This window comes from Streptomyces sp. DSM 116795 (genome assembly GCF_055792905.1).
In genome coordinates this window covers 4,332,807-4,351,312 of record NZ_CM147707.1, presented here as the reverse complement: position 1 = coordinate 4,351,312, position 18,506 = coordinate 4,332,807, and the positions used below count along the sequence as shown (strand labels likewise).

Here is an 18,506-nt window from a genome sequence, read left to right as displayed (position 1 = left end):
GCCGTGAGGTCGTGGGGCGTGGGTCAGTGGGTCAGTGGCCCATGCGGAGCCCCTGTTTCGCCGCGCCCCTGCTGAGGACCGCCTCGCGGATCGTGCGGTACGCGTCGGCGCGGCCGGCACCCGCGTCGCGGGCGTTCCCCTGGCTGAGGTCGACGACGCTGATCCGCGGCGTCGTCTGGACGAAGAAGGGCATGAACTCGGCCTTCTTCACGGCCCATTCGCCCTGGCGTCCCCGGCCGTCCGCGGCTTTCCCGGACTTGGCGTCCCTGCCCGTGGCCTGCGCCGACGACTTCGCCCTCGCCTTCGGCGGTACGAACGTGAAGCGGGCCGCCGAACTCATCGCTCCGCGCTTGTCGTTCATCTTCCCCGCGAGCTGGTCGCCCATCCCGTAGACGACCCAGGTGCCGTTGACCTTCTCGTACGGCTGCGGCACATGTGCGTGGGTGCCGATGATGAGGTCGATGTCCTTGCGGCCGCTGCCGTCGCGGGAGCGCGTGAGCTGCTTCGCCAGTCTCTTCTGGTCGCTGTCCGGGGCCTGCTGCCACTCGGTGCCCCAGTGCATGCTCGTCACCACGATGTCGGCCCCGGCCCGGCGCGCGGCGCGGGCGTCGGCGATGATCCGCTTCGGGTCGATGAGGTTGACGGCCCACGACTTGTTCTTCGGAACGGGTATGTCGTTCGTTCCGTAGGTGTATGCGAGCTGGGCGACCTTCGCGCCGCCCGCCTTCATCATCGTCGTACGGCTGCCGGCGCGGCGGGACGCGGCGGACCCGGCGTGCTTCAGGCCTGCCTCGTCCATGGCGGTGATGGTGCGGCGCACACCGTCCATGCCGTCGTCCATGGTGTGGTTCGAGGCGGACGAGCAGCTCTCGTAGCCCGTGTCCTTGATCGACCGGGCCACGTCCGGAGGCGTCTTGAAGGCCGGGTAACCGGTGAAGGGCCCGCCTGAGCGGCCGTAGACCGTCTCCATGTGGCATATCGCCAAGTCGGCGCCCGAAGCGAGGGACTTGGCGCCCGCGAGCATCTTGCGGAAGTCGTAGCCGGAGCCGCCGGCGTCCGCACGGGCCTGACGTATGACGGAGTCGTGGGAGAGGACGTCACCGGTGGCGACGAGCGTGAACGGCCGCTGTGAGGCCCCGGCGGACGCCTCACTCTTCGCGGCGGCGTCGTCGCGGCGGTCGTCCCCCTCATGACGCGGGTTCCGCTGGGTGCCGCAGCCGGCGACGATTCCCAGCAGCACGGTCGTGGCGGTAACCAGGGCGGCCTGGCGTATGTACGTGCTCATGGTGGGCTCTCGCTTTCTCAGGGAAAGTCGACAAACCCACATATATGGGGCCCCGGCGGCCCCCGCGCGGTCTCGCCGCCATACGGCTCAACCCGGGCGCCCACCCGGGTCCCGGGTCCGCTGCTCGCCGGTGGCGGGTGCCGGCTGTCGCCGCCAACGCCGACGCCGACGCCTGGACGATCAGCCCGCAGGCGGGGCCCATGACCCTGACATAGCCTGAAATCGCTGGTGAAACGGCGAGGGCAGGCACTGGGAGAAGGTGACGCGCCATGCTGAGAGAACGGCAGGCCAGGTCGTCGGCCGCCGAGGAGCGGGCGATCGCGGAACGGCTGCGCTCGACGCTGCACGGCAGGGTGATCGACCGCGGGCATCCCGCATACGACGAGGCGCGCTCCGTATGGAACGGACTCATCGACCGGCACCCCGCGGTGATCGCCCAGTGCAGCGGTACGGCCGACGTGGTCGAGGCGGTGAACGCGGCGCGTGAGCACCGGCCGGTCGTGAGCATCCGCGGCGGCGGTCACCAGGTCGCGGGCAGCGCGGTCTGCGACGACGGGCTGGTCATCGATCTCTCCCCCATGAAGGGCGTGCACGTCGACCCCGTGAACCGCACCGTACGCGCTCAGGCGGGTGTGACCTGGGGCGAACTCGACCGGGAGACGCAGGTGTTCGGGCTCGCCACACCCGGCGGTGAGGTGTCGATGACCGGGATCTCGGGGCTCACCCTGGGCGGCGGGCTCGGCCTGCTGATGCGCGCACACGGGCTCAGTTGCGACAACCTGCGGTCGGTCGAGATCGTCACCGCCGACGGCACGGTGCGCACCGCGAGCAGGGACCAGGAACCCGACTTGTTCTGGGCCGTGCGCGGCGGGGGACGCGGCCTCGGCGTCGTCACCTCCTTCGACTTCAGCCTCCACCCGGTGGGGCCCGAGGTCGCCACGGCGCAGGTCCTCTACCCGTACGAGGACGCGGAAGCGGTGCTGCGCGCCTTCCGCGACGCCGTCGTCACCATGCCGGACAGCGTCTCTCCCGAATTCGCCCTGTGGAGCATCCCTCCCGACCCGTCGATCCCGCAGGAGCTGCACGGATCGAAAGTCGTCGTGGCGGCGGGCGTTCACGCCGGACCGGCGAGCGACGCCGCCGCCGAGGCCGCGCTGGCACCGCTGAAGCGACTGGGTACGCCGCTCGCCGACCTGAGCGGTTCCGTGCCGTACGTCGCGGCGCAGAGCGCGCTGGACGAGATGTTCCCCGACGGCAAGCGCTACTACATGAAGTCGCACTTCATGGACGAACTGAGCGATGAGGCCGTACGGACCCTGCTCGCCCAGGACGCCCGGCGACCGACCCCGGAAACCTTGACCGTGATCCGTACGCTCGGCGGCGCCGTCGCCGAACTCCCCACCGACGACAGCGCGTTCGCACACCGGTCGGCCCGTTTCAACCTGAGTGTCGACGCCGTCTGGAGCGAACCCTCGCTCGACGACGACGCCATCGGCTGGGCACGCTCGGCATGGGACGCCATGCTGCCGTTCTCGACCGGCGGCACATACCTCAACTTCGCGGGGCTCGACGACGAATCCGGGGAGCTGCGCCCCGCCGCCTTCGGCTCCCACGAGCACCGCCTGGAGCGGATCCGCGTCCACTACGATCCGGACGGTCTCTTCACCGCCGCCGCGGGCCGTCCCTGAAACCCGGCTGCCTGCCCGGTGGTTACGCCTTCCGGCCGACACCCCCGAACATCGCCACTTCCTCCGCGTCGATCCGCGTACCCGGAAGCCAGCGTGAGCAGGAGACGACGCCCGGATCCAGCAGCTCCAGCCCGTCGAAGTAGCGCTCCACCTGCGCCGGGGTGCGCTGCGTGAGCTTGGGCGTGCCGTTGGCGTTCCAGAAGGCGACGGCGTCGTCCACGTCCGGCATCGCCGGCGAGGTGATGGTGTGCGAGAGGACGAGGTGGCTGCCGGAGGGCAGGGCCTCCATGAGCCGCCGCACGATGCCGTACGACTCCTCGTCGTCCTCGATGAAGATGACCACGCCGAGCAGGATCAGGCCCACGGGACGGCTGAAGTCGAGGGTCTCGGCGGCCTGTTCGAGGATCGTGCCGACGTCGCGCAGGTCGCAGTCGAGGTAGGCCGTCCGGCCTTCGGGGGTGCTGGTGAGCAGAGCCTGCGCGTGTACGAGCACGATCGGGTCGTTGTCGACATACACGACGCGGCTGTCGGGCGCGATCCGCTGGGCGACCTCGTGCGTGTTGTCGGCGGTCGGCAGGCCCGTGCCGATGTCCAGGAACTGCCTGATCCCGAGCTCGCCCGCCAGATGTGCGACAGCGTGACCGAGGAAACGCCGGTCGGCCCGGGCGTATTCGCCGATGCCCGGGTGGAGCCTGCGGATCTGGTCGCCGGTCTCCCGGTCGACCTCGTAGTGGTCCTTGCCGCCCAGCCAGTAGTTCCACACCCGGGCGGTGTGCGTGATGCTGGTGTCGATCCTGTCCCGTACGTCCTCAGACGTGCGGTGCCCCGGTCCTTCACTGCTCAACTGTGCCCCTCTCGGAAGGACGCCACGAGTGCCACGAGTCGTGCCCCGGAGGGCAGTTGGCTCGTGCCGTCCGCACGGATGGAGCCGAGGTTAGCGCCTCGGCCGGATGTCGGCGTCCCACGCGACGACATCGGTGCGGACAGGACGGACGGACCGGGCGGACCGGTGCGGACCGGACGGCCGACAGCCCGCGCCGGCACTGCCGCCACCGGCCGATTCCCCTTCCCGCAACCCTGTCGTTACCGCAGCACTCCTGACGGACTACGCGCGTTGACCGTAGGCTGCCAGCGCTCGCGCAGTCCAGGAAGGGGAACCTCGAGATGACCGTGAAACCACAACGGCGCAGACGCCTGAGCCGGTTGACCGCCGGCGCGGCCGCACTGGCCGCAGCCGTCGGCGTGCTGTCGGCAGCCTTGCCGGCCGGTGCGGAGACCACCGACGACGCCCGCACCGGGAAGGGCCAGGGGCAGCACGCCCAAGGACGCACGGTCGACGTGCAGTTGCTCTCGTTCAACGACTTCCACGGCAACATCGAACCGCCCCCCGGTTCCTCCGGTGAGGTCTCCCGGCTGAAGCCGGACGGCTCCACGGAGAAGGTGGCAGCGGGCGGTGCCGAGTATCTGGCGACGTCCCTCCGCAAGGAACGCAAGGACAACCCCTACAGCGTCACCGCCGCGGCAGGCGACCTGGTCGGCGCGAGCCCGCTGATCTCCGGACTCTTCCACGACGAGCCCTCCATCGAGGCGTTCAACAAGATGGACCTGGACGTCGCGGGCGTCGGCAATCACGAGTTCGACGAGGGCCGCAAGGAACTCCAGCGCCTCCAGGACGGCGGCTGCCACCCCAAGGACGGCTGCTCCGAGGAGGGCAAGGTCTTCAAGGGCTCCGACTTCCCCTACCTCGCCGCGAACGTGACGGACGAGAAGACCGAGAAGCCGATCCTCAAGCCCTACACGGTGTGGAAGAAGAAGGGCGTGAAGGTCGGCTTCATCGGCGTCACGCTCGAAGGCACGCCGGACATCGTCAGCGAAGAGGGCGTCAAGGGACTGAAGTTCCACGACGAGATCAAGACCGTCAACAAGTACGCGAAGAAGCTGAACAAGATGGGCGTGAAGTCCATCGTCGCGCTCATCCACGAGGGCGGTCTTCCGGAGAAGCCCGAGTACAACTACGACTGCGACAGCCCCGGTCCGGGCGACGGCGTCTCCGGCCCGATCACCGACATCGCCAAGGGCATCACCCCGCAGGTGGACGCGCTGGTCACCGGCCACACCCACGAGGCGTACGCGTGCACGATCCCGGACCCGGCGGGCGACCCGCGCACGGTCACCTCGGCGTCCTCCTTCGGCAAGCTCTACACCGACACCACGCTCACGTACGACCGCCGCAGCGGCGACATCGTGCGTACGGGCGTGAAGAGCGCCAACCACGTGGTGAGCCGGGAGCAGGCCAAGGCCAAGGACATGACCGCGCTCATCAAGCGCTGGGGCAAGCTGGCCGACCCGATCGCGGACAAGCCGATCGGCTACATCTCCGACGACATCGAGGGCCGCGGATCGACGTCGCCCGAGTCCCCGCTCGGCGACCTGATCGGTGACGCGCAGCTGGAGTTCATGGCACCGGAGGACAAGGGCGGTGCACAGCTCGCACTGATGAACCCCGGCGGCATCCGCTCCGACCTCGTGCACAAGGAGTCGGACGGCGAGGGCGACGGCGTCGTGACGTACGGCGAAGGCTTCACGGTGCAGCCGTTCACCAACATGATGACGGCGATCGACCTCACCGGTAAGCAGCTGATCACGGCTCTGCAGCAGCAGGTCAGCGGGGCCAACGAGAAGTCGCCGAAGATCCTCCAGGTCTCCGAGGGCTTCAGCTACACGCTCGACATGACGAAGTCCGGCAAGGACCGGATCGTCACGGACTCCGTGAAGCTGGACGGCAAGGCGCTGGAGGCGGACAAGACCTACCGCGTCGCGATGAACGAGTTCCTCGCGGGCGGCGCCGACGGCTTCCCGGTCTTCAAGGACGGCAAGGACAAGCTCGTCGGCAAGTCCGATCTGGAGGCGCTGGAGGCGTACTTCGGCGAGCACTCCTCGGAGTCGGACCCGCTGAAGCCGCCGAAGGCGGACCGAATCAAGGTCGTGAAGTAGCGCCCGGAGCAACGTGAAGTAGCGCCCGGAGCAAGAAGCGGCAAGGCACGACAGCGCCCTGTCCGGTGGGTCCTCCCCGCCGGGCAGGGCGTTTCCCGTTGCCGGGACCAGCGGCGGCGGGCGGGACGGGGCGGGGGCGGGGGCGGCACCCGTTCGTACGAGGCACGGCGGCGGCCGGGCGCGGGCGCTGCCCCGACGGCTCGGGAGGCGCGGGCCGCGGCGGAGGCGGCTCCGGAGGCCCCCGGGGCGGCCACTCACCTGCCACTCACCCTCGCGGCCCCCGCGCACCCCCCTTACGCCGGGGTTTGAGCACGCCGGGGCGTGCTACCCGCGCCCCATACGCACCACTCGTCCGTGCAAGTCAGTGCCGAGCGATCCGTCCGCTCTGCCACCGACCACCATCCACACCACCCGAGGAGCCATGAGATGGCCGTATGTGAGGTCTGCGGGAACGACTACGAACACACCTTCGAAGTGCGGGCGGCAGGCGCGGTGCACACCTTCGACAGCTTCGAATGCGCCGCGCAGCGGATGGCGCCGATCTGCGAGAACTGCGGGTGCCGCATCCTGGGGCACGGTCTGCAGGCCGAAGGGCGCTTCTTCTGCTGCGCCAGCTGCGCACGCATGCAGGGGCGCATGGAGCTGGCGGACAGCGTCTGATCCGTCCGGCCGCCGCCGCGGAACAGCGGCCGCCGGCACCGAATGAAGGAGTGCGCGGGGCGCCGCCGCCACCAGGCGGCGCCCCGCGCACTGTTGCGCCGTGGCTCGCAGTCCGGCGGCGTCAGCCGACCGGGCTGCCCTTCTTGACGCCCACGATCACCACGGCCTGGTAGTAGGTCCATGCGAGAGCGTCGCAGGACTCCTTCTTCGCACCGTCGTATCCGGCGCATACGCGCTTGAGGTCCTCGTAGAAGGCGTCGTCGACCCGGCCCTTGTTGGCCTCGAAGGTGCCCTGCGCCTTGTAGTTGCGGTAGCCGAAGTCGTGCCGGATGCAGCCGTTCTCGAAGGGGAAACCGAACGGGTTGTCAGGGGACGAGGAGCAGACGTCGGTCGACCAGTCGAAGTTGTAGTCGGCCCATGCGCCCTGGTCGGCGCGGGCGGCCAGGAAGGCGCTCTGGCTTCCGGCGTCGGTCTGGGTCCAGCTCTCGAGGACCTGGGGCTTGTCGGCCGGGTCTGCGACAGCGGTTGTGGCGGTGCCGATGAGGGCGAGGAGGCTTGCGGACGTAACGACGGCGCCCGCGGCGAGTCTTCGACGCATTTCGTACCTCCGTGGGGGGAGAGGCGGTCCAGACATCGGGACTGACAAAGCATGAGCATGACAGAACAACCGCTTGCCATATAGCTGCGTGCGCAGAAGTTTTCCGTTCAACGCAACTCGCCGCTGGCACCCGTGTGGAATGTGGTACGGACGGGGCGAGGACGTACGACCGGTGCGAGCGCCGCGATGGCGAGCGCGGCCAGCGGCAGCAGCCCGAGAGCGGCCGGCAGCCCTGCAAGAGTCGCCAGCCCTCCGACGAGCGGTGAGACGAGCAGCCAGCCGAGGTTGCCCGCGAACCCGATCTGCCCCATCGCCGGCCCCGGACGGGGAAGCGCACCCGCGGCGGTGAAGGCACCGGGAAAGACCGCGCTGATCCCGGCGCCCGCGACGACGAACCCGGCCAGTGCCACCGCCGGCGTTCCGAGGAGCAGCGCAGCCGTGAGCACGGCGGCGCAGCACAGCGTGCCCGCACGGATCAGGCGTACCCAGCCGAGGCGGTTCACCAGCCGGTCGTTGAACAGCCGGGTGACGACGCTTCCGGCGCTGAAGGCCGCGTATCCGGCGGCGGCCGTCGCCGCATCGGCGCCCAGGTGACGCAGGTACACGCCGCTCCAGGACGCGGGAGCGTCCTCCACGAGCGCGGCGAGGAAGGTCATCACCGCGAGGAGGAGCACGGTGGTGGATGTGCGCCGCGCGCCCGCGGGCCTCGCCTGCCCCGGCAGCCGCTCCTCCCCCGGAACGGCCGCGGTCGCCTGCACGCCCGAGCCCGTCCTCCCCGCCTCCGCCGTCCCCGACCCCGTCCCTGCCGTCCCCGCCGTCCCCGCTTCCGGCCCCTCGTGACCCGCAGGGCTCCCGCCGTCCCCCGTGTCCGGAAGGAGCCCGCACGCGGCGACCGCGGAGACCGCGGCCAGCACGGCGGCCATGACGACGAACTGGGCGGTGAGCGAGAGACCGAGGGAGAAGCCGGCGACGCCGGCCAGGCCTCCCGCGACGGCACCGATGCTGCGGATGGCGTGCATGGAGTTGAGCACCGTACGTCCGTACTGCCGCTGCACGACGACGGCTTGGGCGTTCATCGCGACCGACGTGCATCCGTCGGCGGCGCCGAGCAGCACCAGCACCGCCATGAGCGTCCACGCCGAACCGCCCGCCGGTACGAGGGCCAGCGGCACGCACAGCGAGACCGGCGCCGACGCGCTGACCGCCCGGCTGCCCAGCCGGTGCACCGTCAGCCCGCCCGCCTGGCTGCCGGCGAGCGCCCCCAGGCCGGGCCCGGCCATCACCAGGCCCAACATGCCCGCGGAGAGCTGGAGTTCCTCCTGCACGGCGGGGACGCGGGCGGCCCAGGAGGCGAACACCGCACCGTGCACGAAGAACACGGCGGAGACGGCGGCCCGCGCCCGGCGCAGATACGGCGGCGGCGGAGAGCTGGTCGATCGCACAGGGCGGGCTCCGGTCGGACGGCGGTGCCGGCTGGCCTCCCAGTACATCAGGACGGCCCGGGGGAAGCCGGTGCACATTGCTCGACATCGCGCAACGCGCGGGACCACCGCGCACCGCCCAGGCCGCGTGAGGCCGCCCGGAAATGACCGAGGCCCCGGGAGAACCCGGGGCCTCGGTCGCCAACGTGGGGAGCCCACTTGCAGCCTGCACACGTACAACGAAGATGTCCTGCGTTCGTCACGGTTCTGCACGGTTCACCGATTTTCTGGACTTTGCCCGCCGTACGGGATACAGCACGGGACGGGCACCGCGCCCCCGCATCACGCGCGTGCGGCGGACGCGGTTCACGGGTCGCCGGCCACACCCCGAGCGCCCCGCGCCCTGACCCCCTCGCCCCGGTCCGACGGCACCACCGTGTTCACAGGCCGGACACCGGCCGACTCGGCGCCGTACCGAAAAGCACCATTTCCACATGGACCTGCGGACTTGGCTGACTTGGCCTCATGTCGCAGCAGTACATGGACACTTGTGGATTCGGTGTGCGGACTGCGCACCGTCGGCGGAGAAGATTCGCACACGCGCGCCCGGCGCATGTCTCAGCATTTGAACGTGTCATTTCGCCCCTTACCACTCCTAAGGCGCCTGTAATACGGGAGGACTTCGCTGCGGATTTTCTCAGTTACCATGAGTCACGTTGTACGCGGATCCGCTCAACAGAGCCCCCAGGCCCAGGTCAGACCGCGCAGGCGAGAGCAAGTGCAGCTGCCCGAAACTGAATTCAGCGAACCTGCACAACTGGTTCGTACGGGCGGCACATGACCCCACACATGTCCACCGGAGCCGATTGCGCCCGGTGAGGTTGGTGCGGGAATGTCCAATTGCGGTGCGGCCAGGGCCCGATGGGCACCGCCGACGCCGGAGTAACAAGTGAAGGGATCGCCACGAATTCGTGGACGTGACTACACGTGAACGAAGTTCAGCGGCCGTATGGGCGCCGGACCGGCACACGGATGAGTGGCCTGGCAGCGCGTACGCATGCTTTGATCGGGCCCTGACGCGGAAGTTGAACGAATGGTTCCCGTTGTCGGGCATCAGACGACCGCTCTACGGCCGGACGGCTTTCCCCGGGCCGGCCGCTGCTATTGAGAACACAAGAGCAAGCGAAGGGAAGCTCAACTCATGGACTTCATTGAGACCCGCGAGATTTCCGACAACGACCTGGACAACGTTTCGGGTGGTGTCCTCGGCTCGGTCGTCGGCACCGCGGTGAGCACCGCCGACTCCGTCGCCCCGGTTTCCGAGACCACCGACGCTGTGAACGGCGTTGCCTCCGGCCTGACCGGTGTCGACACCTCCCAGGTCACGGGCCTCGCCGGTCTCTGAGGCGTTGCCCGCCACCGGGCGGACGGGCCAGCAGTGCACAGCCCGTCCTGCTCGGTGCATCCGAATCCCAGTGGGGTGAACGTGAGCCCCGGAACCCCCTTGTTCCGGGGCTTACGGATGCGTCCGGGGGAAGTTGTGAAAGCCTTGCAACTTCTGTCCCCGAATTCGCGCCGCCGGCCGCCCCGGCTGTTGGCCGTGCGCACGGCCGCCCCACCGACGAAGCCGATGCCTTGAGGCGTCGCACCGAAGGAAGCGTCATGCCTGAAAGCGACGAACGCAGTTGAGGGAATAGCCCCGTGCAGTTCCGCCAGAAGGCGTTTTCCAAGCTGCAGTCCCCCGAGGAACTCGACCTGCCGGTGCGCTACGCGCGCCCGCAGGGCTGGCTCGTGCTGCTCGTGACCGTTCTCGTCATGGCGGGCGGTGGCTACTGGGCCGTCACAGGCAAGGTCTCGGGGAAGCTCGACGCGCCCGGCATCCTCACCCACGCCCAGGGCAGTTACGTGCTGCAGAGCCCGGTCTCAGGCCAGGTCGTCGAGGTGCTGGCCGAGGAAGGCCGCATGGTTCCCGCCCGTACTCCGGTGCTGAAGGTGCGAACGGACCGCGGATACCAGGCAGTTCGCACGGTGGCGGCCGGCCGCGTGACATCGCTGACGGCGAAGATCGGTTCCGTGATCACCACCGGCAAGGACGTGGCGACCGTCGAGCGCGTCGAACGCCCGGGCGAGCCGCTGATCGCCATGCTGTACGTGCCGGGCAGCAGCGGCTCCACGGTCTCCCCCGGAGCCGCCGTGGACCTCACCGTGCAGTCGGCACCGACGGACGAGTACGGCGTGCTGCGCGGCCGCGTGAAGGCGGTCGGCAGAGCGCAGACCCGTCAGCAGATCTCCAGCTTCCTCGGCAACAGCCAGCTCGGCGCCCAGTTCACCAAGGAAGGGCAGCCCGTCGCGGTCCTGGTGGAGCTGGACAAGTCGGCGACGACGAAGTCCGGTTACAGATGGTCCACCGAAAAGGGCCCGCCGTACCGGCTCGAATCGATGACGGTCACCGACGGCGCGATACACCAGCCCTCGGAGCGTCCCGTCGATTGGCTGCTCCCGTGAGCCCGCGGCAGAAGCAGCAGAAGAAGAAGCCCGCGGACAGGACGGACGACGCCGCCGCGGGCAAGAAGGGCAAGGCCGCCGAGGCGGGCAGGAAAGGCAAGACCGCCAAGGCTGCGGATACTCGGGGTACTCGGACCTCCCGCACCCGGGCTCCGGATACTCGTACTCCGCGCTCCCAGCCCCCGCGCTACCCGGGCCGGAGCGCAGGATCTCCAGGCTCAGGGTCCCCAGGCGCCGGCGCTCCGGACACCGAGGCCCCGGACACCGAGACCACCGGCGAGAACCGGCTGCCGCCCCCGGGCAGGCGCAAGCACCGCCCCGACAGCGGCAAGAGCGGCAAGTCCGGCGCACGGAGCAGCGGCAAGCACCGTACGGGCGCGGCCCGGCGCAGCACGCCGCAGCAGATACCGAAGCCGCACTACAAGGCCGTCCGCACGCCGACCGTGCTGCAGATGGAGGCCGTCGAGTGCGGCGCCGCCGCCCTGTCCATGGTCCTCGGCTACTTCGGCCGGCACGTCCCCCTCGAACAGCTGCGCATCGCCTGCGGCGTCTCCCGAGACGGCTCGCGCGCCAGCAACCTCCTGAAGGCGGCCCGCAGTTACGGCCTGACGGCCAAGGGCATGCAGATGGAACCGGCGGCCCTCGCGGAGGTGCCCGGGCCGGCCGTCCTCTTCTGGGAGTTCAACCACTACGTCGTCTACGAGGGGATGGGGCGCCGCCTCGGCAAGCGCGGGGTGCACATCAACGACCCCGACAAGGGCCGCCGTTTCGTCCCGCTGGAGGACTTCGACACCAGCTTCACGGGCGTCGTCCTCACCTTCGAGCCCGGTGAGGACTTCCGCCGCGGCGGCAAGCGCCCCGGTGCCATGAGCGCCATGCCAGCGAGGCTGCGCCGCACCACCGGGACGATGCTGGCCGCGCTGCTCGCCAGCCTCCTGCTCGTGGGTGTGGGTGCCGCGGTGCCGGCGCTGAGCCGCACGTACATCGACATGTTCCTGGTCGGGGAGCAGACGTCGCTGCTGGGCGTGCTGTTCGCCTCGATGGGCGCGATGGTGGTGCTGACCGGCGCGCTGACCGCGCTGCAGCAGGCGAATCTGCTGCGCGGGCGCATCATCTCCTCGACGCTCAGCAGCGCACGCTTCTTCCGGCATCTGCTGCGGCTGCCCGTCACCTTCTTCGCCCAGCGCAGCCCCGCCGACCTGGTGCAGCGCCTCCAGTCCAACGACACGGTGGCCGAGACGCTCTCCCGCGATCTGGCCGCGGCGGGCGTGGACGCCGTCGTCGTGATCCTCTACGCGGTGCTGCTGTGGACCTACGATCCGCAGCTGACCGTCATCGGTGTGCTGATCGCGCTGCTCAACCTGGTCGCGATGCGTGTGGTGCTCCGGCTGCGGTCCACCGGCACGCAGAAGCTGCGCGCGGACACCGCCCGGCTCACCAACACCTCTTACACCGGCCTGCAGTTGATCGAGACGATGAAGGCCACCGGCGGCGAGAACGGCTACTTCCGCCGCTGGTCGGGGCAGCACGCCACCACCCTTGACGAGCAGCAGAAGCTCGGGGTGCCCACGGCCTGGCTCGCCGTCGTGGCGCCCACGCTCGCGACCCTCAACAGCGCGATGATCCTGTGGATCGGCGGCATGCGCGCGGTGGAGGGGCACATCTCGATCGGTCTGCTGGTGGCCTTCCAGGCCCTCGTGACGCGATTCACCGCTCCCATCACAAGGCTCAACGGCGTCGCCGGACGCATCCAGGACTTCGCCGCCGACGTGGCGAGGCTGAAGGACGTCGAGAACTTCCCCGTGGACTCGCTCTATTCACGGCGCGAGCCGGTCGCTGACACCCGACGCCTCAAGGGCCATGTGTCCCTGGAGAGCATCACGTTCGGCTACAGCCCGCTCGACAAGCCGCTGCTGACGGAGTTCTCGCTGTCGGTCGGCCCCGGCCGGCAGGTCGCGCTCGTCGGGGGCTCCGGCAGCGGCAAGTCCACCGTCTCCAGGCTGATTTCGGGCCTCTACAGCCCGTGGGAGGGCGTGATCCGCATCGACGGGCAGCGCCTGGAGGACATCTCCCGCAGCGCGCTGGCCGCATCGGTCTCCTTCGTCGACCAGGACGTCTTCCTCTTCGAGGGAACCGTGCGCGACAACGTGGCGCTGTGGGACCCCTCGATACCGGACGAGGCCGTCACGACCGCACTGCGGGACGCGGCCGTCCTCGACGACTTCGCTCGGCGGCCCGGCGGCATCCACAGCCGCGTCGAGCAGGACGGCCGCAACCTCTCCGGGGGGCAGCGGCAGCGTCTGGAGATCGCCCGCGCCTTGGTGCGCCGCCCGAGCATCCTCGTACTGGACGAGGTGACCAGCGCGCTGGACGCCCAGACGGAACAGCTCATCATCGACAACCTGCGGCGGCGCGGGTGTGCGTGCGTGGTCATCGCACACCGGCTGAGCACGGTCCGGGACAGCGACGAGATCGTCATGCTGGACCACGGCAGCGTCGTCGAACGCGGGCGCCACGAGGAGCTGGTGGCCCGCGGCGGCCCGTACGCCGAACTGGTCAAGGAGCACTGACGTGGCATCAGGCGACGGCTCCGCAGGGGACCCCCGCGCGGGCGGGCAGGACACCGGCTCGTGGCAGACCGGCGGCGGTCAGTGGGACACGGGGTCGTACGGCACCGTGGGGCCGCGGGACGACTCGTACGACAGCGGCTCGTACCCGACCGTCTCCCACGACAGCGGCTCGTACCCCACCGTCTCTCACGACAGCGGCTCGTACCCCACCGTCCCCCAGGACACCGGCTCGTACCCCACCGTCTCTCACGACAGCGGCTCGTACCCCACCGTCCCCCAGGACACCGGCTCGTACCCCACCGTCCCCCACGACACCGGCCGGCACGCGGCCGTCGCCGCCGCCGCTCCGCCGCAGGACCCGGTGACCGCCGCCTTCGGCATGCTCGGCGAGGACGTCGACTGCGACGGGGTGCGGAGCGTCCCCCTCGAAGGCCCCCATGTGCTCTGGCTGGTGACGGCCGGAGCGATGGATCTCTTCGCCGTCGACGCCGTCCAGCAGGGCCACTGGCACTTCCTCGGCCGGCTCGAACCAGGCACCCTGCTCCTCGGCCCCGTCGAGGGCACTCTGCACACGCTGGTCGGCAGGCCGCTGCGCGAGTGCTCGCTGCGCCGCATCGAACTGCGCGAACTGGCACGGCCCGAGTACAGCAGCGTCTCCGCCCACTTCCAGAGCCACACCGCCTGGAACCAGCACCAGAACCCCCAGCAGCAGGCCCAGGCCCGGAATCAGGCGGACGGCATCGCCGCCCTGCCCCATACGCAGCTCGACTCCGCCTTCGCCCTCGGCATCGGACGCAGCCTCCGCGTGCTCTTCGAGGCGCCGCTCGACGGAGAGGTGACCCCGGACTCCGTCCACCCCGGCACCGGTCAGGGCCGGGACGACGACGAGATCCTGTGGATGCATGTGGACCCGCGGAGCGTCCAGTACGGAGCCGAGTTCAGCCCGGCGGCGGCGTCCCAGCTCCTCATCGACGGCACGATGTGGCAGCGCATGGTCGACCAGCAGTTCCGGCTGCTCTCCGCCCTGGACCGCTGGATCGAACGCCTCGAACGTGCTCACGAGGACCGCACGGCGGCCGGCATCGAGGCCGGCGAGACCGTGCGCGCGCAGGCGGACCAGGCGCTGCTGGCCTCCATCAACACCACCGGCAAGAGCGCCTCCGGCACCTCCTCGGCGAACGACGACGCGACACTCGCCGTGGCCCGCATGGCCGCGGACGCCGCTGGCATCGAGCTCTCACCCCCCGCTCAGGGCCGCGCCGTCAACGACCGTACGAACCCCGTCGAACGCATCGCGCTCAGCTCACGCGTCCGTACCCGCGTGGTGAAGCTGCGGGACCGCTGGTGGCGGGAGAACACCGGCCCGCTCGTGGGTCACAAGGCCGCTTCCGGGGAGCCCGTGGCGCTGCTGTGGCGCCGCGGACGGTACGAGGCGGTGGACGCGGAGGGCGGACGCACCCGGATCCGCAAGTCCCGGGCCGGCGAATTCGAGCCGCGCGCCGTGATGTTCTACCGGCCGCTGCCCGAAGAGCCCTTGAACGCCTGGCAGTTGCTGCGCTTCTGCCTCCGCGGCACCCGCATGGACCTGCGGAACCTGGCACTCGGCGGGCTCGTCGCCGTCGGCCTGGGCGCGCTGGTGCCGATCGCCACCGGTCAGGTGCTCGGTGTGTTCGTGCCGAACGCCGAGACCAGCCTCATCAAGCAGGTCTCGCTGGCGATCGTGCTCAGCAGCATCGTCTCCGCCGTCTTCATGCTGCTGCAGAACATGTCCATCCTGCGCATGGAGGGACGCGTCGAGGCGGCGCTGCAGCCCGCGGTCTGGGACCGGCTGCTGCGCCTGCCGACGAAGTTCTTCGCGGAACGCTCCACCGGCGAACTGGCCAGTGCCGCCATGGGAATCAGCACCATGCGGCGCGTGCTGTCGGGAGTCGGGCCCGTCGCGGTGCAGGCGTGCACGATCGGCGCGATGAATCTGGTGCTGCTGCTCTTCTACAGCGTTCCGCTGGCTCTCATGGCGCTCGGGCTGCTGGTCGTCATCGCCGGTGCGTTCACCGCGATGGGGGTCTGGCAACTGCGCTGGCAGAGCAAGCTGGTGGACCTCAACAACAAGCTCAACAACATGTCCTTCCAGACCCTGCGCGGTCTGCCGAAGCTGCGGGTCGCCGCCGCCGAGAGCTTCGCGTACGCGGCGTGGGCCAGGGAGTTCGCGCGCAGCCGCGAGCTGCAGCAGCGCGTCGGCCGGATCAAGAACCTCACCACGATCCTCAACTCGGTCTATCTGCCGCTCACTTCGCTGATCCTGTTCATGCTGCTGGCCGGGCCGGCCCGCGGCAGCCTGTCCTCCAGCGGCTTCCTCACCTTCAACACGGCCGTGACGATGCTGCTTACGTCGGTGACCCAGCTGACCAACTCGCTGATCTCCGCCGCCGCCGCGCTGCCGATGTTCGAGAAGGTCAAGCCGGTGCTGCACGAGCCCACCGAGGTACGCGGCGGCAGCACCCAGCCCGGTGAACTCTCCGGGTCGGTCGAGGCACGCCAGCTCTCCTTCCGCTACAGCGAGGACGGTCCTCTCACGCTCGACGACGTCTCGCTGCGCGTGGAGCCCGGCGAGTTCGTTGCGGTCGTCGGTCCGAGCGGCTGCGGCAAGTCGACACTGCTGAGGCTGCTCATCGGCTTCGAGAAGCCGGCCTCCGGCAGCGTTCTGTACGACGGCCAGGACCTCTCCGCCCTCGACCAGGCCGCGGTGCGCCGGCAGTGCGGTGTCGTACTGCAGAACGCGCAGCCGTTCGTCGGCTCGATCCTCGACTCCATCTGCGGCGCGGAGATCTACTCGCACGAGGAGGCGTGGGAGGCCGCGGAAATGGCCGGCCTCGCAGAGGACATCAAGCGGATGCCCATGGGGATGCACACCATTCTCTCGGACGGCGGCGCCGCCGTCTCCGGCGGACAGCGGCAGCGCCTGATGATCGCCCAGGCCCTCATCCGGCGACCCCGCATCCTCTACTTCGACGAGGCGACCAGCGCCCTCGACAACGAGACGCAGCGCACCGTCATCGAGAGCACCCGCAAGCTCCAGGCCACGCGGTTCGTGATCGCCCACCGGCTCTCCACCGTCATGGACGCCGACCGGGTGCTCGTGATGTCGCAGGGCCGGATCGTCCAGCAGGGGTCGCCCGCGGAGCTGCTCGCGGACACGTCGGGCGAATTCCACGAACTGGTACGCCGCCAGATCCGCTGAGGAGCACCGGCCCGGTGCAGGGCCCGCCGGCCCGCCCGCCGGCTCAGCGCTCCCGGCTGTACCGCCTCACGAGCACGCCGTTGCCGAACGTACGCACGGACTCCAGCGCGAACCGCTCCAGCCCGAAGCCGGAAGCGAACATCGGCATGCCAGAACCGAGCACCACCGGATAGGTCTTGATGATCAACTCGTCGACCTCGTCGAGCAGTTCACCCGCGAGCACCGAGCCGCCGCACAGATAGACGCCGAGGCCGCCTTCCTCCTCCTTGAGAGCGCGGACCTTCCCCCTCAGATCCTCCGAGATGATCTCCACTGCGGGGTCGGGAGACTTCTCCATGGTCCGCGAGGCGACGTACTGACGCATGTGCGCGTACGGACTCGTGACGCCCCCCTCCAGCGCCAGCTCATAGCTCGCCCGCCCCTGCACGACCGTGTCGAACTGCTTGTTCTCCAGGTCGTCGATGCCCAGCGGCTGCCGCCCGTGGGTCGGCATGGTCTCGGGGAACTCCGCCTTCAGGAACTCGAAGAACTCCTCGTCCACGTATTCGGTGAAGAAACTGCCGTCGCCGTCGGGCCGGCCGATGAACCCGTCGACCGACGCGGCGATGAAGTAGGTCAGCTTGCGCAAGATGCCCCCCTGTCAGGGCGCGGGAGCCGGGCCTGCGGCCGGCTCGGCGCCGTGTGCACGGCCGCAACTGCAGGCCGCTGCCTACAGAATCGGGGACTGCCACCCGTTCTTGACGTTCCGTGACCAAGGCGTGATCGAACGAGGGCTCTCGTGGCAGTGAAGCGACCGCTCGGACGGTGTCCCCGGCTCGGCGTCCCGTGTTGCTCGTGCATGGGAAACACGTCATTCATCGTTCTGAGGACCGCACGGCAGGACGTCCCCGTCCCCGCCGAACCCCGCACGCAGTTCGCTGAACTGACCGGCGCCTACTGGCTGGAGCCGATCTACGCCGGGCTCGCGAACGAATGGAACCGGCAGGGCAGGACCGTCCCCGGCGCACCCCGGGAACACCGGCTGGTGCGGCCGGACGGGTCCTTCGAACCCGAGGGGCCGCACACGAACGCCCAGCAGCAGACGCACGACGAGACGAGCACGCACGACGAAGGGCAGAGCCGCGAGGCGAGCCAGGCGTACGACCGGACAGACAAGGCACAGAGCCGCGACGAGGCCCGGCGGCAGGGCGAGCCGCACACCCCGGCCCTGGACGGCCCTACCGACCGCCCGGCCCTGGACCGCCCCGCCGACCGCCCGGCTCTCCTCGCCGTCGACCTGCCCGAGTGAGCCGGCCCGGTCAGCACGCGGCCGCCTGGCCCGCGGTCCGGCCGTATGCGGCCCGGGGGTAACTCGTCCGGGTCAACCCGCGGCCCCGGGCGCGACGCGCGCCCCCAGAGAAGCGTTGGCGGGCCGAGGGAGCTTGCCGTACGTCCGGCCGCCGGCCCACCGGGCCGCCCGCCGCCCGTGCGCCGTTCCCCTCCCGGTCCGTACGGCGTCCGGCCCCGTCCGCACGCCGTTCCCGGTCCCGTCCTCCTTCCGTTCCGCC

13 protein-coding genes are annotated in these 18,506 nt (G+C 70.0%); 8 read left to right on the top strand and 5 right to left on the bottom strand.

Annotated features, from left to right (window positions below; genetic code table 11):
- Positions 1-31: 31 nt before the first annotated feature.
- A complete protein-coding gene (locus tag ACSMXX_RS18825) occupies positions 32-1,285 on the bottom strand; it encodes a CapA family protein (protein WP_473179856.1) in 1,254 nt (417 codons plus the stop codon).
- A 269-nt stretch (positions 1,286-1,554) separates the two neighbouring features.
- On the opposite strand from ACSMXX_RS18825, the gene ACSMXX_RS18820 reads away from it, so the two are divergent.
- Positions 1,555-2,973 (top strand): FAD-binding oxidoreductase, encoded by a 1,419-nt coding sequence (locus ACSMXX_RS18820; protein ID WP_473179855.1) that lies wholly within the window; start codon positions 1,555-1,557, stop codon positions 2,971-2,973.
- Positions 2,974-2,995: 22 nt separating this feature from the next.
- Here ACSMXX_RS18820 and ACSMXX_RS18815 read toward each other — a convergent pair whose 3' ends face one another.
- Entirely contained in the window at positions 2,996-3,817 is an 822-nt protein-coding gene (locus ACSMXX_RS18815) for an SAM-dependent methyltransferase (protein WP_473179854.1), read from the bottom strand.
- Between the two features lie 320 nt (positions 3,818-4,137).
- Between ACSMXX_RS18815 and ACSMXX_RS18810 the strand changes: the two genes are divergently transcribed.
- A complete protein-coding gene (locus ACSMXX_RS18810) occupies positions 4,138-5,967 on the top strand; it encodes a bifunctional metallophosphatase/5'-nucleotidase (RefSeq protein WP_473179853.1) in 1,830 nt (609 codons plus the stop codon).
- A 426-nt stretch (positions 5,968-6,393) separates the two neighbouring features.
- Entirely contained in the window at positions 6,394-6,627 is a 234-nt protein-coding gene (locus ACSMXX_RS18805) for a hypothetical protein (RefSeq protein WP_473179852.1), read from the top strand.
- 121 nt (positions 6,628-6,748) lie between these two features.
- On the opposite strand, the gene ACSMXX_RS18800 is transcribed toward ACSMXX_RS18805, so the two are convergent.
- Both ACSMXX_RS18800 and ACSMXX_RS18795 read right to left on the bottom strand, forming a co-directional pair.
- Positions 6,749-7,225, bottom strand: coding sequence for a phospholipase (locus ACSMXX_RS18800; RefSeq protein WP_473179851.1), 477 nt, complete (start codon positions 7,223-7,225; stop codon positions 6,749-6,751).
- Positions 7,226-7,332: 107 nt separating this feature from the next.
- A complete protein-coding gene (locus ACSMXX_RS18795) occupies positions 7,333-8,667 on the bottom strand; it encodes an MFS transporter (RefSeq protein ID WP_473179850.1) in 1,335 nt (444 codons plus the stop codon).
- Positions 8,668-9,847: 1,180 nt separating this feature from the next.
- On the opposite strand from ACSMXX_RS18795, the gene ACSMXX_RS18790 reads away from it, so the two are divergent.
- From ACSMXX_RS18790 to ACSMXX_RS18775, 4 genes are all read left to right on the top strand, one after another.
- Positions 9,848-10,051, top strand: coding sequence for a hypothetical protein (locus tag ACSMXX_RS18790; protein WP_028436646.1), 204 nt, complete (start codon positions 9,848-9,850; stop codon positions 10,049-10,051).
- A gap of 296 nt (positions 10,052-10,347) precedes the next feature.
- Complete coding sequence (locus ACSMXX_RS18785) at positions 10,348-11,151, top strand: hypothetical protein (RefSeq protein WP_473179849.1); 804 nt, start codon at positions 10,348-10,350, stop codon at positions 11,149-11,151.
- A gap of 404 nt (positions 11,152-11,555) precedes the next feature.
- Positions 11,556-13,721 carry an NHLP family bacteriocin export ABC transporter peptidase/permease/ATPase subunit gene (locus ACSMXX_RS18780; RefSeq protein ID WP_473184857.1) on the top strand — a complete coding sequence of 722 codons (2,166 nt, stop codon included), beginning with the start codon at positions 11,556-11,558 and terminating at the stop codon, positions 13,719-13,721.
- Between the two features lie 379 nt (positions 13,722-14,100).
- The gene (locus ACSMXX_RS18775; protein WP_473184856.1) at positions 14,101-16,959 is read left to right on the top strand and encodes an NHLP bacteriocin export ABC transporter permease/ATPase subunit; all 2,859 of its coding nucleotides are present in this window, start codon (positions 14,101-14,103) and stop codon (positions 16,957-16,959) included.
- Between the two features lie 43 nt (positions 16,960-17,002).
- On the opposite strand, the gene ACSMXX_RS18770 is transcribed toward ACSMXX_RS18775, so the two are convergent.
- Positions 17,003-17,587, bottom strand: a complete 585-nt coding sequence (locus tag ACSMXX_RS18770) for a dihydrofolate reductase family protein (RefSeq protein ID WP_473179848.1) — start codon at positions 17,585-17,587, stop codon at positions 17,003-17,005.
- 210 nt (positions 17,588-17,797) lie between these two features.
- On the opposite strand from ACSMXX_RS18770, the gene ACSMXX_RS18765 reads away from it, so the two are divergent.
- Positions 17,798-18,247 carry a hypothetical protein gene (locus tag ACSMXX_RS18765; protein WP_473179847.1) on the top strand — a complete coding sequence of 150 codons (450 nt, stop codon included), beginning with the start codon at positions 17,798-17,800 and terminating at the stop codon, positions 18,245-18,247.
- Positions 18,248-18,506: the final 259 nt, after the last annotated feature.

What these genes read in the sequence shown, in the direction of transcription:
- ACSMXX_RS18805 (WP_473179852.1), top strand. Translation starts at nt 6,394, where the DNA reads ATGGCCGTATGTGAGGTCTGCGGGAACGACTACGAACACACCTTCGAA.
- ACSMXX_RS18800 (WP_473179851.1), bottom strand. Translation starts at nt 7,225, where the DNA reads ATGCGTCGAAGACTCGCCGCGGGCGCCGTCGTTACGTCCGCAAGCCTC.
- ACSMXX_RS18820 (WP_473179855.1), top strand. Translation starts at nt 1,555, where the DNA reads ATGCTGAGAGAACGGCAGGCCAGGTCGTCGGCCGCCGAGGAGCGGGCG.
- ACSMXX_RS18765 (WP_473179847.1), top strand. Translation starts at nt 17,798, where the DNA reads ATGGGAAACACGTCATTCATCGTTCTGAGGACCGCACGGCAGGACGTC.
- ACSMXX_RS18825 (WP_473179856.1), bottom strand. Translation starts at nt 1,285, where the DNA reads ATGAGCACGTACATACGCCAGGCCGCCCTGGTTACCGCCACGACCGTG.
- ACSMXX_RS18810 (WP_473179853.1), top strand. Translation starts at nt 4,138, where the DNA reads ATGACCGTGAAACCACAACGGCGCAGACGCCTGAGCCGGTTGACCGCC.
- ACSMXX_RS18790 (WP_028436646.1), top strand. Translation starts at nt 9,848, where the DNA reads ATGGACTTCATTGAGACCCGCGAGATTTCCGACAACGACCTGGACAAC.
- ACSMXX_RS18775 (WP_473184856.1), top strand. Translation starts at nt 14,101, where the DNA reads ATGCTCGGCGAGGACGTCGACTGCGACGGGGTGCGGAGCGTCCCCCTC.